Below are 13,457 nucleotides of genomic sequence, written 5' to 3'. Positions count from 1 at the left end.
GAAGGGGCGGCCGCGGCAACCAGAGAAGGCAGCGTCCCGCGAACACGAGTTCCATCCCCACCGATGAGCACGCCCAGCTGCTGTCGAGGCCTTCCGCATGCTCGCCGACCCCACCCGGTTGATGATCCTGTGGGTCCTACTCCGGCGCGAGGCCAACGTCACCACAATGTCCCAGCTCGTTGACGCCGCCCCCTCCGCCATCAGCCAGCACCTGAACCAAACTGCGCCTGGTCGGCCTCGTCTGCAGCCGCCCAGGTCCGCCGCCTCCTCACCGAGGCCCCCTCCCACGCCGAGCACGTCACCGGCGAGGTGACCGGCACCGAGCCACACACGTATTGAGAACTGCCTGCACAGACAGGGCGCCAGGGACAGCCCCAGGTCTGCTCGACCGGACGGGTAACAGGAGGACAATTGCGCCGACGTCCAGCCCCGTGATGACCGCGTCGGTGATTCCACTCGGCCAGCGAGGTCTGTCTGCCTGCCCAGGCTGGGACCGAAGTCCGTGCGCCGCTTCATACGGTCGAGAGGGCGTGCGCCGGTTGGCTGATTGCTAGCTCACTGAGAGGGCCCGCTCGTCACCGATGACCAGAGAGGCAGGCATCCCACCAGACGCTCGTGCCGACGGTGATCGACGGGAGCTCAGCCAACACCACGAGCGGGGCTGATCCGGCAAGGTGTACCGGGTGAACCTTGAGGGTAGTCCAGCTGCGGGCCTGAAGATTGCGTCTCGTACCTTGGATACCCTCACATCATGCCGCGCCGCCATGCTGTCCCCAGGACAGACGACGTCAGGGGTGCAAAGCGACCCCGCCTGGTAGGACTGGACGTGGCACGAGGCTTGGCGATCCTCGGCATGATCATCGTCAACGTGGGGCCGCTGCCTGCCACTTCCTTTCTCCACCGCCTCTACCTCCTCCCATACGGCCGGGCCTCAGTACTCTTCGTCACTGTCGCCGGGCTGGGCATGGGGTACCTGTTGACGAGCCGCCGGGATCGACTCTGGCCGGATCTGCTGTGGCGGGTCGTCCTGCTGTTCACGCTGGGGCTGGCCCTGCAGACGATGACCGACCGGGTCAGCATCATCCTGCAGACCTATGCGGTGCTGTTCCTGTTCGCTCCGTTGCTATGGCGTCTGCCGTCTCGCGCCCTGGCCGCGGTAGCGGCAATCGTCATGGTGCTCGGGCCAGGCCTCATCGTCTATCACGACCTCGTGCACCCGTGGCACAAGGGACTGCAGGGCGTATCCGTGACTACTCCCCCAGACGATCTGGTGTTCTCCCTGACCTTGTCCGGGCCTTACCCGTTGGCCAGTTGGACGGTGCCCTTCATCGTCGGGCTGCTGCTCGCCCGGGTCGATCTGCGTCGCGCCCAAACCACGTGGCGGATGGTCGTATGGGGTGCTGTCGCAGCCGTGGGTGGTGCCGCGGTCGCCTACGCGAACTACGCCGTCCTGGGTGAGCGCGCCGACACCGGACCGTTGCGCCTGCTGACCGGCGTCGCGCACGGGCAGATGCCGTTGTGGCTCATCTCGAGCGTGGGCGGTGCGGTGCTGGTCATCGGGGCGTGCTTACGGTGGCAGACCGCCGCCCCCCGGATCAGGAGCGTCCTGGCAGACACCGGACGTTTCGCCTTTACCGCCTACGTGCTGCACGTGGTGATCCTGGCCCTGATCATGCCCGCCGACGGATTCACCCCAGGCGGCGGCATTTTCGTCGCCACAGCCCTCAACGCTGTCATCGTCGGCGCAGCTGGTCTCTGGAGCAAGACAGGACGACCAGGACCGCTGGAATGGCTGCTCAGGAAACCCTGGCTCATGGGACCCCGCAGCCCCGCCTCGCGACCGTGACCGGACACCTTGGGGTCCGGCGATCCCACTCCTCCTGGAACTGGACGTGACTGACCAGCGGCCGGCAGTCAACCTTGACTTCCCGCTCTGGCCACAGTCAAGGCGCAGGTCAGGACGGGCTGGCCTCAGGAATGCCGTGGCGCTCGTTAGCATGGTCGTTACAGCCTGTTGTTTGTCTAAAGTTCGCCCGGAACCGGGCCACGCTTCACGCCCAGGTGGGCCTCTTCCGCATCCGAGGCTGCGCCCGACCCCCGCCGATCTCCAGCCCCCGCCCGCCCAGGAAGATCTCTGATGACGAGCTCAACCGCACGTCTGGCTACCGGCTGCGCCCTCATGCTGTCCCTCCCCTGGCTCGCGGCGTGCACCGAGCCCTCGGAGACTGCCCGCCAGGGAACCCCCGAGATCACTACCGTTGTCCCCACCCAGGTCGACACACCCCCACCGTCCGCACCGGCCACGACCGAGGCGCCCGAGGAGACGGACCCCCACCCCAGCGACGCGGACGTCACAACAGCACCGGGCCAGCCCGTGCAGGACAACCAACTCGGCGCTTATGGGGTCTCAGCGGGCCATCCCCGTGCGGCCGAGGCCGGCACCCTCATGCTGGAACAAGGAGGCAACGCGGTGGACGCAGCCATCGCAGCCGCGTTCGCCGACTCCGTCCTCCACCCGGCAACTTCCGGCATCGGCGGTGGCGGGGCCGCGATCGTGCTCACAGACGGCGCTGCCGACAGCTACGACTACCGCGAGGTGGTTGGTGTCGACGGGACCATCCCGGCCGACCACGTAGGCGCTCCAGGTTTCGTGGCCGGCATGGCCCGCCTGCACGAGGACCACGGCTCGCTGCCGTGGGCCGACCTGCTCCAACCGGCACTGATCGCGGCACAGGACGGAGTCCCCGTCTCCGGCTTCCTGGCGATGACGCTCGCGCTGCCCGACGGCCAGAGCGCCACCACCGGCTTGGACCACTTCCGTGGGGCGGACGGCAGCCCGCTGCTCGAAGATGACCTCCTAGTGCAGCAGGACCTGGCCAATACCCTGGCCGCGCTCGCCCAGGAGGGCCCGCAGGCTCTGTATACCGGCAGCCTCGCTCAGCAGCTCCTGCGGGTGCCCGGGCTCGATGCGGCAACGGTAGCGGGCTACGACGTGCAAGTTCTGCCGGCCCCGTCCGGTGAGATCGGGAACTACACGCTGCTCTCAGCCGCACCCGCCCTGCCCGGTGCCGCACTCATCCAACTGGTGCAGATCGCCGAGTCCGGGGGGATCGCGGACGTGGAGCCCTACTCCCGCGAGTTCGTCGACCTCACCTCGCAAGCGTGGGGCGTCGCGGAGGAGTCTGTGCAGACAGTCCTTGGCGACCCCGCCTTCGTCGACGTTCCTGTGGATCGGCTCATCGACCCCGTGGTCAACGCCGCACTCGCCGACCAGGTGCTGGCCCTCGGCCCCGAGGACGACGGGCACGTTCCTGCCATGGCGGCCGGCACCTCCTACCAGGGCAGCGGCAACACCACGCACATCTCCGTGGTCGATGCTGATGGAGGTGCGGTCTCGATGACCAACACCATCACCTATTTCTGGGGTAGCGGTCGCTATGTCGACGGCTACTTCCTCAACAACCACCTGGAGAGATTCGAAGCGATCGGCACCACCGACGCCAACAACCCGTCACCCGGTCGGCGCTCGGTCAGCTGGAGTGCACCGTCGATGGTCCTGGACGACGCCGGCCGGCCGGTCCTGGTTCTGGGTACCCCCGGCGGCCAGCAGATCCCGAACACCATCGCCTCGGCCGTGCTGCGCTGGACCTTGCACGGAGAGGAGCTGGAGGACCTCGTGGCCGCACCCCGCTTCCTGCACGTCGGCGGCGAGCTGTTGCTGGAGAACTCCGACCTCGCCGAGGAGATGCGAGAACTGGGGTATGTCGTCAGGGTGCTCGACCCCTCCAGGCGCAGTGAGTTCGGATCGCTGCAGGCCTTGGAGGTCGACTGGGACCAGGGCAGCGTCACCTCCGTTGCCGACGACCGCCGCTCCGGTGGGTTCAGCCTGGGGACCCTTGGTCGAAAATAGGTCGGGCGGACCCCTTACGACTTGACCAACCGGGCGATGGCGCTGGTGGCCTCGTGGATCTTCCTGTCGGCGTCGGGACCGCCGGCCTTGGCGGCGGCGACCACACAGTGCCTGAGGTGGTCGTTCAAGAGTGCCAGGGCGACGTTCTCCAAGGCAGAGGTGACGGCACTGACCTGGGTGAGGATGTCGATGCAGTAGGTGTCTTCATCGATCATGCGGTGGATGCCGCGGGTTTGTCCCTCGATGCGCTTGAGACGGGCAAGGTAGCGGTCCTTGTCGCTGATGTAGCCGTGGTCGGCTCCGGCCGTTGGCGTGGCGATGGTTTCCATCGTGTTTCTCCTGTTCGTGTGGTGTCCGCCCTGGGTCGCGGATGAGTCATGTAGATGCGTTCCCGTCGAGGAACTTGGCCGCGCTCGCCTCAGGAGTCAGGTCGAGGCGGCGGAGCAACTGAGCGTTGAGCGCGACGACGACGGTCGAGGCAGACATCAGGATCGCGCCGACGCTCATCGGCAGCACGAACCCGATCGGTGCGAGGACTCCGGCGGCCAGGGGGACCGCCGCGAGGTTGTAGCCGGCGGCCCACCAGAGGTTCTGCTTCATCTTTCGGTAGGAAGCCCGAGAAAGATCGATGATCGAGAGTACCGAGCGTGGGTCCGAACTCGCCAGGATGACCCCGGCGGATCCGATGGCTACATCGGTGCCGGCTCCGATCGCGATGCCGACATCAGCCTGGGCCAACGCCGGGGCGTCGTTCACGCCATCACCGACCATGGCGACCTTCTTGCCCTCGTCTTGGAGTTCGGCAACCTTGGCGGCCTTGTCCTCGGGTCGCACTCCGGCGAAGACCCGGTCGATCCCCAGTTCCTTCGCGACGGTGTCGGCCACGGCCTGAGCGTCGCCGGTGATCATCACGACCTGGGCGCCCGCAGCGTGCAGGGCGTCGACGGCGTCACGGGACTCCGAGCGGATCTCATCGGCCAACCGCAACGCCCCGATGAGCTCACCGTCGGCCAGGACGTGGAGGATGATTGCGCCCTCGGGACGCCACTGGTCAGCGATGGGCAGCTCGTTCAGCCCGTGCTCCTCGAGCAGGTAGGGGCCGCCGACCTCGACCACAGAGCCGTCCACTGTCGCCTTGACCCCGACCGCCGGGGAGGAGGAGAAGTCCCGCGCCTTCGGAACCTGCAGGTCACGAGTACCAGCTGCGCCGACGATGGCCCGGGCCAGCGGGTGCTCGCTGTCGGACTCCGCCGCCGCGGCCAAGGCCAGCACGTCCTCGGCACTGCGGTTCCCGGCAGGTTCGATGGCGGTCACGGTGGGCTCACCCTTGGTCAGCGTGCCGGTCTTGTCGAAGAGCACGGCATCGACGGTGCGCATCGATTCCAGGGCGAGCCGGTCCTTGATCAGCACTCCACCGCGGGCTGCCCGCTCGGTGGCGATGGACACCACCAGCGGGATAGCCAAGCCCAACGCGTGCGGGCAGGCGATCACCAGCACGGTGATCGTGCGCACCACCGCCGCGTCCGGCATCCCGAGGACACTCCAGACGATGGCGGTGATCGCGGCCGCCCCCAGGGCGAACCAGAACAGCCAGCCGGCGGCAGTGTCGGCGATGCGCTGGGCGCGCGAGGATGATGCCTGCGCGTCGGCCACCAGCTTCTGGATGCCGGCCAGCGCCGTGTCATCGCCGATCGCGGTCACTTCGACGCGCAGCCCGGAGTCGGTGGCCACCGTGCCGGCGACCACCTGTTCGCCGATCTCACGGCGGACCGTCTTTGACTCGCCGGTGACCATCGATTCGTCCATGGATGCGGACCCGTCGACGATCTTGCCGTCGGCGGGGACCGAGGACCCGGGACGGACGATCACGACATCACCGACGACCAGGTCGGCCGGGGCGACCGTGACGACGTCGTCGCCGTCGATCTTCTCGGCCTCATCGGGTAGCAGGGCCGCCAAGGAGTCGAGTGCTGACGTGGTCTGTGCCAGGGAGCGCATCTCGATCCAGTGGCCCAGCAGCATGATGACCACCAGCAACGCCAGTTCCCACCAGAAGTTCAGCTCGTGGTCCAAGATGCGCAGGCTGGCGCCCCAGGAGGCGATGAACGCCACGGTGATCGCCAGGGCGATGAGAAGCATCATGCCGGGTTGGCGGGCGCGGATCTCGGAGACCGCGCCGGTCAGGAAAGGCCGGCCGCCCCAGACATAGATGACGGTGCCCAGGATCGGGGAGACCCACCATACCCATGCGGCGTCGGGGAGTTCGTAGCCGAGGAGGCGGGCGAACATCTCGTTAAGGCCCACCACCGGTACCGCCAGGACGAGCATGATCCAGAACAGTCTCCTGAACTGCCCGACGTGGTCGCCGTGGCCTGCGTGGCCGCCGTGGTCCTCGTGCCCGGCGTGGTGCTGGCCGGCATGACCGCCGTCGTGGTCGGCGTGCTCGTCACCGTGCGCAGGGTCATGGTCAGCAGCACCGTGATCGGCATGCGTCCGATGGCTGTCGGCGTGGCCCTCGTGACTTGCGTTCATCTCGTTGTGGTCCGAGTGGCCAGAATGCGTGCCGGGAAGGTCCGCGTGTTTCTCGGGCCCCGAGGAGGGGGGCGGGTTGTTGTCATTGGGGCGCACCGTGATGCTCCTGTCTGCAATCCGGTATGGGCGTAATGCGGGTGATGGCGGAACCGGCGCGTGGGGCGGCCGCGCACTGTACGAGCCGGGTTCCTCTGGCGTGAAGCTCTGGGCTAGGCGGCTGTGTAGCGTCGGGGGTCTGCATCGAAGAGCGGACCGCAGCCATCGCAGCACAACCAGTAGCGCTGGCCGTTGTGGTCTCGGTACAGGCCCGCGTCCTCAGCCTCTGACTTGATCACGGTCGTACCGATCATCACCGGGCATTCGGTGATCTCCTCGGCGCTGGCTCGGCCGACAGCGTCCGCTGCGGGGGCATGTCGGCCGCACGTTCCCCCGCTGGAAGCCTCGCTGTCACCGTGGTTGTGCCCATGGTGGTGATGCGCAGTCATGCGCTGGTCCCTTCTGTAGTGGGTGCTTCTCAGGTCTGTGGTGTGGTGCTCTCAGGCAGGGGCCCGTTCGCGCTCCCGCCTAACTGACGCGACGTTCGCTGGCCCCTCGTCGGCTCGAGACTTGAAGCTGCGCAGGCGCAGGCTGTTGGAGACGACGAAGACGCTGGATAGGGCCATAGCCGCGCCGGCGAGCATGGGGTTGAGCAGTCCGAAGGCGGCCAGCGGGATAGCTGCGGTGTTGTAGGCAAAGGCCCAGAACAGGTTGGTCTTGATCGTCCGCAGCGTCCGCCGGGAAAGCCGGATGGCATCGGCGGCTGCCCGCAGGTCGCCGCGGACCAGGGTGATGTCGGCGGCTTCGATGGCGACATCGGTGCCGGTGCCCATGGCCAGACCGAGGTCGGCCTGGGCCAGGGCGGGAGCGTCGTTGACGCCGTCACCGACCATGGCCACGACCTTGCCCTCGTCCTGCAAACGGGCAACAACATCGACCTTGTCCTTCGGAAGGACCTCGGCGATGACCTGCCCGATGTCGACCTCGGCGGCGACCTGCTGGGCCACGGCCCGATTATCACCAGTGAGCAGCACCGGTGTCAGCCCCAGATCCTTGAACTGAGCGATCGCGTGGGCGCTGGTGGGCTTGATCTGGTCAGCGACCACCAGCACGCCGCGCGCCTGTCCGTCCCAGCCGACCGCGATCGCCGTCTTGCCCTGAACCTCGGCGGCCCGCTTGGCGGCGAGGAGGTCGTCGTCGAGGGGCTGGGACCGCTCGGCCAACAGCGTCTCTCGACCCGCCACGACGGCGTGCCCGTCGACGATGCCCTGGACGCCGCGACCTTCGAGGTTCTGGAAGGACTCCGGCGTGGGCAGATTGCCGACCTCGGCGGTGGCACCCTTGGCGATGGCCTGAGCGATGGGGTGCTCGGAGGCATCCTCCAGGCCACCCGCCAACCGCAATAGCTCGGCCCGGTCCACACCCTCGGCGGTGATGACATCACTCAGCGTCATCTTGCCGGTGGTGACGGTGCCGGTCTTGTCCAACACGATTGTGTCGATCTTCCTCGTAGATTCGAGCACTTCGGGGCCTTTGATGAGCACACCCATCTGGGCGCCCCGTCCGGTACCGACCAGAATGGCGGTCGGGGTGGCCAGTCCCAGGGCGCAGGGGCAGGCGATGATCAGCACCGCCACGGCCGCGGTGAAACCGGCCGAGACCGGGAACCCGGCGCCGAGCCAAGCCCCGAGGGCGGCCACGGCTATCGCGATCGCAATCGGGACGAACACTCCCGAGACCCGGTCCGCCAGTCGCTGGATCTCGGCCTTGCCGGACTGGGCATCCTCGACCAGCTTGGCCATCTGTGCCAGCTGGGTGTCCGAGCCGATCCGGGTGGCACGGATGACCAGGCGCCCGCCGGCGTTGACGGTCGCGCCAGTGACCGCATCGCCTTGGCTGACCTCCACCGGCACGGACTCGCCGGTGAGCATGGAGGCGTCGATGGCGCTGCTGCCGGAGGTGATCACACCGTCGGTGGCGATTTTCTCACCCGGCCGGACGACAAACTCATCGCCGACAGTCAGCTCGTCGATGGAGACGCGCTGTTCGGTGCCGTCGCGCAGGAGCGCGACATCTTTGGCGCCGAGTTCGAGCAGGGCGCGCAGGGCGGCACCGGCGAGACGCTTGGAACGCTTCTCGAAGTAGCGTCCGAGCAGAATGAAGGTGATTACACCGGCTGCGACTTCGAGGTAGATGTGCCCGAGGCCGTCCGTGCGAGAGATGGTCAGCTCGAACGGGTGGACCACGCCGGGTTGCCCCGCGGTGCCGAAGAACAGCGCCACGATCGACCACAGCAGGGCTGCGGTGGTGCCAATCGAGATGAGTGTGTCCATCGTGGCCGCGCCGTGCTTGAAGTTCGTCCACGCCGCCTTGTGGAAAGGCCAGCCGGCCCACACCACCACCGGGGCGGCAAGGACCAGGGAAGCGAAGCCCCAATAGTCGAACTGCAGCGCCGGGATCATCGCCATCGCGATGACCGGGACCGACAGAACGGCAGCACCGATGAGCCGCTGGCGCAGGTTGCGCAGCTCGGCATCCTCGCCCGTCTCGGCCTCGTCCTGCGACGCCTCGGTCGACCCCTTCGGTGGGGCCGGCAGCACGGCGGTATACCCGGTCTTCTCCACCTCCGCGATCACCATCTGCGCGTCCAGGTCCGCTGGCCCACTGACACTGGCCTTCTCGGTCGCGTAGTTCACGCTCGCGGTGACGCCATCGAGCTTGTTCAGCTTCTTTTCGATCCGGTTCGCGCACGAGGCACACGTCATGCCCCCGATCTGCAGCTCGATGCTGCCGGGGCCGGTGCTGGCGGTGTTCTCAGCCGTGGTCATCGCCGCCTCCGTCCTCCTGATCGCCCTCGTTCTCGGAATGCTCGCGACCGTCCCTGTCACGGGCGCCGGAGCCCGCAGCGCTCGCTTCGAGGACCAGGGGCGCGGTGTGCACCTGTCCATCGACCTGGAAGTCCAGGTACAACAGATACCGTCCCGGTGTCGGTGCGGTGGCCTCGAACACGATCTCCGGCCCGGAGGTCTCACCGGTCTGCGGCTCGTGACCGTGGGGGTGGACGTGCAGGTAGGCCAGATCGCCGTCCCGCAGGGCCACCAGGTGCCCGAAGGCACCCAGATATGGCTGAAGCTCGGTGACTGGCTGCCCGTCGCGGGTGATGGTGATTGTCAGTTCCGAGGATTCTCCGGCGCTGAGGCCACCTTCGACGCTGACGTCGAAGCCATCGACAGTGGTCCTCGTGACCAGCTCAGTCGCCGGTTCCGGGGCGTAGTGCCCGGCCACCTGCACCGCGGTGGACAAAGTCATGCCATCGCCCATCTCGGACGGAACGAAGTCGGCGAAGACCCGGTAAGTTCCGGCCTGCTCCCACTGCCACGGGATCGACCACTCACCGTCCTCGCTCATGTCGGGGTGCACGTGGCGGAAGTGCTGCCCGTCAGCGCGCACCGCGATCAGATGCAGTTCCTTGTCGTGGTCCAGCTCGAAGCCGGTCACCGGGTTCCCGTCGGGACCCGTCACCGCAAAGGAGAGTTCGCCCTCGGCGCCGGACTCAGCGGGGGCGCTCACATCAGTGAGCTGGTATCCACCCTGCGCCACTCCCAGCCCCAGCGAGGACAGCTCATCATCGTGACCGTCGTGCCCGCCTGTTGCCAAGCCGTCTTCTCCTGAGTGATGGTCCGGAGTCGCTTCTGCAGTCCAGTTCCGCACGGTCTCCTCGGGGACGACCACGCTCGCCGTGGCTGCCGCGCCGGCGAGCACGACCCCGAGAGCCAGTCCGTACAGACCGAGCCGCCCAAGTGCCTTCACGTCAGATCCTGGTCGCATCGTGACAGGCACCCGCTGACAGCGACGATGGCCGCGAAGTCGTCATCTGATCGCCAACTGTCACGGTGGTCAGGCGGCCTGTGACTGCGCCGATGTGGCTTGCCAGTGCGGCCGGGGCCAGGGATACCTCCGCGCCCACCACGCCCTCACGTCCACAACTCAGACCAGCCACCCCATAGGTGGATGCGGTCGTCATGCACTTTCCTTCCGTATACCCGGTAGGGGCATGCATACCTTATACCCGCTAGGGGTATTGCGGCAAGCGTTGAAACAAGCGGCTGGCGAGGGCTGGCGCGCCTTCCCGCGTGAGGAGGGGGGCCGCTGGACCTGTGAACCTCCCACCGGCCAGTCAGATACCACCGCCTCCCGCTCGGCCACCGCCTGGCCCAATCCGACCTCGCGCTAGCGCACCTCCCACGCGAGCACGCCGCCCACGCGTGGCGCGTCACCAAGCAGGCCGAGCGAGACTCGCCTTCGATCTAGGCATACCCATCCGATCGTTGAGGTCGTGAGCACGGACCGGGCACTATCGACGTCACACACGAGACTGTCGCACCCTCGCTGCTCACCCTTGAGCAGGCCACCATCATCAGCAATATCCCGCAGTTCTCATGCGGGGAAGGTCCAGCGCCTCCGCACCATAGAGTCACGGCGTCGCCCCCGGCCTGGGAGTTCAAATCGGGTCACCAGTGCTGATCACCGCAGCCCCCTGCAGGCCAGAGGCCTAGAATGTGTCCAGAGCCCGCCCCCATAACTACCCGTGAGAATGCGCAAAGGCCCCCACCGAAAGCGGTGGGGGCCTCTGCGCGTTCGACTCGCGGGTCGGGTCAGAGCACCCGGCCGTAGCCGGACACACCGGAGAACACTGCGCGGTACTGCGTCGGGATGCCGGGGCGGCCCGAGTCGTACATCATCCCGTTGCCGGCGTAGATGCCGATGTGCCAGGCGGGGTAGCCGAAGAACACCAGGTCGCCGGGCTGCGGGTTGCTGACCGGGGTGGCCGCGGCCTGCTGGGCGGCCGCGGTGCGCGGCAGCGAGATGCCCACCTGGGCGAACACGAACGAGGTGTAGCCGGAGCAGTCGAAGCCGGTCTCCGGGCTTGCGCCGCCCCATTGGTAGGGGTAGCCGGTGTAAGCCGCGGCCACGTCCAGGACGCCGCCGGCCCCGGGAGCCGGGGCGGGCTCAGGCGACGGGGCAGGCTGGGGTGCCGGGGTCGGGGCGGGCTGGGGTGCCGGGGTGGCCGGGGCCGTGCGTGCGTTGTTGCGGCTCGCGGAGGTCTCGGTCCGGGACTCCACCGCAGCAGCGGCCTGGGACTCGGCCGCAGAGGGCGCCTCGGCCGCCGGGGCAGCCTCGGGCTCCGCCGCCGGGGCGGCCTCGGGCTCCGCCACCGGGGCGGCCTCGGCCACCCGGGTCACGGCGGTGAAGCCGCTGGTGCCGAAGTCGGCACCCTCGGCATCGTCCGGGGCGGACACGGCGCGCGCTGGGGTGTCGAAGGTGGTGGCCCGGTCGGTGAGCAGGCCCGCGTCGATCAGCAGCTGCAGGCTCTCGGTCGGACCCGTTGCCGGCTCCTGGACCCAAGAGACGGGCTCCTGGCCGACCTCGGGGATCGCGCTGACACTCACGGCAGTGCCGGCGAGCAGACCCGTCGACGTGGCAGCGATCGCAGCCGTGCGGGTCAGGTTGTTGGTGGCCGTGCTGAGACGACCGGGCCGCCGGTGACGGCCGATGATGCGCATGGTCATGTGTTCCTCCAACGCCTACGGGGTGAGCTGTCGGGCTCGAGGTGGAGAACCTCCGGATCCGGTGGGCGCCGGATCACTTCGCCCCAAGGAGCCAGGACGGCGCCAGAGGTGGTTCCCCCGTTCCTGTCACGGGTACGGTGAGTTGTTCTGCCCGGGCACGCCGACAGGACTCGGCAGTTGCGCACCTAGGTAGGTCTTCCAGGGGAGAAGGCCAGGGCTGAACATACACACGAGGCTCGGCCAATGTCACGTAACGATAACGAAAGTGTGCACAACCGCGAGGTGCCACACCTGTCACAGACGGGCTGACCTGCAAGGATGCGCTCCGACTTGACCAAACTCCCAGCCTGTGGGTGACCCATCTCACAGGGCGACACGCCCGCCCCAAGGGCTGGTTCGAAGACGCATGCCCCACAAACTCGTGGCTGCCACGCTCCAGCGTGGCCTGTCGCTGACCGGTCGAAGGCGGGTTCTTGCCAGAGATGATTGCGTCCGTCCTGGAGCTGGTGCCCAAGGGCGCTCGTCGCCTGGGTGGGCCGGAGGACATGACCATCTCCCTGTACGCCGGCGGGATGACGATCCACGACATCGAGCACCACCTTGAGGCCGCGTTGGGCACCGAACTGTCGCACGAGACGATCAGCAACGTCAGCGGTTGACCGTGCCCAGGTCGCCCAGCGCCACCAGACCGGCCACGCAACCGTGCGTACTCACCCCGGCATGCTCTCAGCCGGCCTCGCCGAGGCCGGCGCATCTTCGCGCGAGTCCTCACCCTCATCCTCATGACCGCCGGTGCCGCCTTCGTCCTCGTCAACGACGCCCCGGATGAGCCGGTAGACCTCCCGTCCCGTCAGCGAGTCCGCCCCGCACCACGCCAACGCCTCCTGCGTATTCAGACCCTCCTTCTCGATGAGGGACCGCAGCGCCCGCCCTGCTCGCTGATCACAGTCAGCCATCACCGCGTCCCGCTCAGCCAGCGCCACGGCCACCGTCTCGCCGCACCTGGCCAGCCGCCTCTGCCGTTCCGCCTGCTCCTGGCGCACCTTCACCCTGGCCTGCCGAGCACGCGCCCGTGCCTGCTGCCTCACCGTCTGCTTCTGCACCCGTGCGCCTCTCCTCGATCTAGCACGAACTCCTGACATCACCCAAGCGGACGGAGACACGCCAGGGACTCACCCCCGCGCAGATCACCGCCCCGATCAACCGAACCGAGCATGCCCCGAGCAAGCTCACCGACCCCTGACCGAGCACCGCCCGCGCAGACTCACCGATCCTGAGCCTGACCGAAACCGCCCCGCTCATGTCCCATACACCTCTGGCATCGACGGAGCCCTCCCCCGGGACCACGCCGCCGAACTTGCGCGTCCCCACCTTGGGCGCTCGAAGGTCTCCAGGCCGCCAAACTTTCA

Annotated in this window: 9 protein-coding genes, 1 pseudogene and 1 riboswitch; of the genes and pseudogenes, 4 read left to right on the top strand and 6 right to left on the bottom strand. The window is 67.8% G+C overall.

Annotated features, from left to right (window positions below):
- Positions 1–97: 97 nt before the first annotated feature.
- The 3 genes from ESZ52_RS20075 to ESZ52_RS04210 all read left to right on the top strand — a co-directional run bounded on the left by ESZ52_RS20075 (position 98) and on the right by ESZ52_RS04210 (position 3,910).
- The gene (locus ESZ52_RS20075; RefSeq protein ID WP_425600033.1) at positions 98–313 is read left to right on the top strand and encodes an ArsR family transcriptional regulator; all 216 of its coding nucleotides are present in this window, start codon (positions 98–100) and stop codon (positions 311–313) included.
- Between the two features lie 540 nt (positions 314–853).
- A complete protein-coding gene (locus ESZ52_RS04215; RefSeq protein ID WP_181009928.1) occupies positions 854–1,846 on the top strand; it encodes a DUF418 domain-containing protein in 993 nt (330 codons plus the stop codon).
- Positions 1,847–2,137: 291 nt separating this feature from the next.
- Entirely contained in the window at positions 2,138–3,910 is a 1,773-nt protein-coding gene (locus tag ESZ52_RS04210) for a gamma-glutamyltransferase (RefSeq protein ID WP_131103831.1), read from the top strand.
- A 14-nt stretch (positions 3,911–3,924) separates the two neighbouring features.
- Here ESZ52_RS04210 and ESZ52_RS04205 read toward each other — a convergent pair whose 3' ends face one another.
- The 5 genes from ESZ52_RS04205 to ESZ52_RS19435 form a co-directional block, all read right to left on the bottom strand.
- Positions 3,925–4,239 (bottom strand): metal-sensitive transcriptional regulator, encoded by a 315-nt coding sequence (locus ESZ52_RS04205; RefSeq protein ID WP_131103830.1) that lies wholly within the window; start codon positions 4,237–4,239, stop codon positions 3,925–3,927.
- Positions 4,240–4,285: 46 nt separating this feature from the next.
- On the bottom strand, positions 4,286–6,442 hold the full coding sequence (locus ESZ52_RS04200; RefSeq protein ID WP_181009927.1) for a heavy metal translocating P-type ATPase: 2,157 nt from the start codon (positions 6,440–6,442) through the stop codon (positions 4,286–4,288).
- A gap of 536 nt (positions 6,443–6,978) precedes the next feature.
- On the bottom strand, positions 6,979–9,306 hold the full coding sequence (locus tag ESZ52_RS04190; protein WP_131103828.1) for a heavy metal translocating P-type ATPase: 2,328 nt from the start codon (positions 9,304–9,306) through the stop codon (positions 6,979–6,981).
- Positions 9,293–10,318, bottom strand: a complete 1,026-nt coding sequence (locus ESZ52_RS04185; RefSeq protein WP_337590189.1) for a heavy-metal-associated domain-containing protein — start codon at positions 10,316–10,318, stop codon at positions 9,293–9,295. Before ESZ52_RS04185 ends, ESZ52_RS04190 begins: the two co-directional genes overlap by 14 nt.
- A gap of 815 nt (positions 10,319–11,133) precedes the next feature.
- A complete protein-coding gene (locus ESZ52_RS19435; protein WP_202865406.1) occupies positions 11,134–12,048 on the bottom strand; it encodes a C40 family peptidase in 915 nt (304 codons plus the stop codon).
- A riboswitch (cyclic di-AMP (ydaO/yuaA leader) is annotated at positions 12,046–12,198 on the bottom strand. Its footprint overlaps the gene before it by 3 nt.
- 353 nt (positions 12,199–12,551) lie before the next feature.
- Here ESZ52_RS19435 and ESZ52_RS04175 point away from each other — a divergent pair.
- Positions 12,552–12,701: pseudogene (locus ESZ52_RS04175) on the top strand (transposase); the annotation flags it as partial.
- 57 nt (positions 12,702–12,758) lie between these two features.
- Here the strand turns inward: ESZ52_RS04175 and ESZ52_RS04170 are convergent.
- Complete coding sequence (locus tag ESZ52_RS04170) at positions 12,759–13,136, bottom strand: hypothetical protein (RefSeq protein ID WP_131103827.1); 378 nt, start codon at positions 13,134–13,136, stop codon at positions 12,759–12,761.
- Positions 13,137–13,457 lie beyond the last annotated feature (321 nt).

Source organism: Ornithinimicrobium sufpigmenti, from assembly GCF_004322775.1.
GTDB classification, from domain to species: domain Bacteria; phylum Actinomycetota; class Actinomycetes; order Actinomycetales; family Dermatophilaceae; genus Ornithinicoccus; species Ornithinicoccus sufpigmenti.
This window is presented reverse-complemented; position numbering and strand designations above follow the sequence as displayed.

Coding starts and splice junctions, on each gene's coding strand:
- ESZ52_RS19435 (WP_202865406.1), bottom strand. CDS start 12,048: ATGACCATGCGCATCATCGGCCGTCACCGGCGGCCCGGTCGTCTCAGC.
- ESZ52_RS04215 (WP_181009928.1), top strand. CDS start 854: ATGATCATCGTCAACGTGGGGCCGCTGCCTGCCACTTCCTTTCTCCAC.
- ESZ52_RS04210 (WP_131103831.1), top strand. CDS start 2,138: ATGACGAGCTCAACCGCACGTCTGGCTACCGGCTGCGCCCTCATGCTG.
- ESZ52_RS04190 (WP_131103828.1), bottom strand. CDS start 9,306: ATGACCACGGCTGAGAACACCGCCAGCACCGGCCCCGGCAGCATCGAG.
- ESZ52_RS04205 (WP_131103830.1), bottom strand. CDS start 4,239: ATGGAAACCATCGCCACGCCAACGGCCGGAGCCGACCACGGCTACATC.
- ESZ52_RS20075 (WP_425600033.1), top strand. CDS start 98: ATGCTCGCCGACCCCACCCGGTTGATGATCCTGTGGGTCCTACTCCGG.
- ESZ52_RS04200 (WP_181009927.1), bottom strand. CDS start 6,442: ATGAACGCAAGTCACGAGGGCCACGCCGACAGCCATCGGACGCATGCC.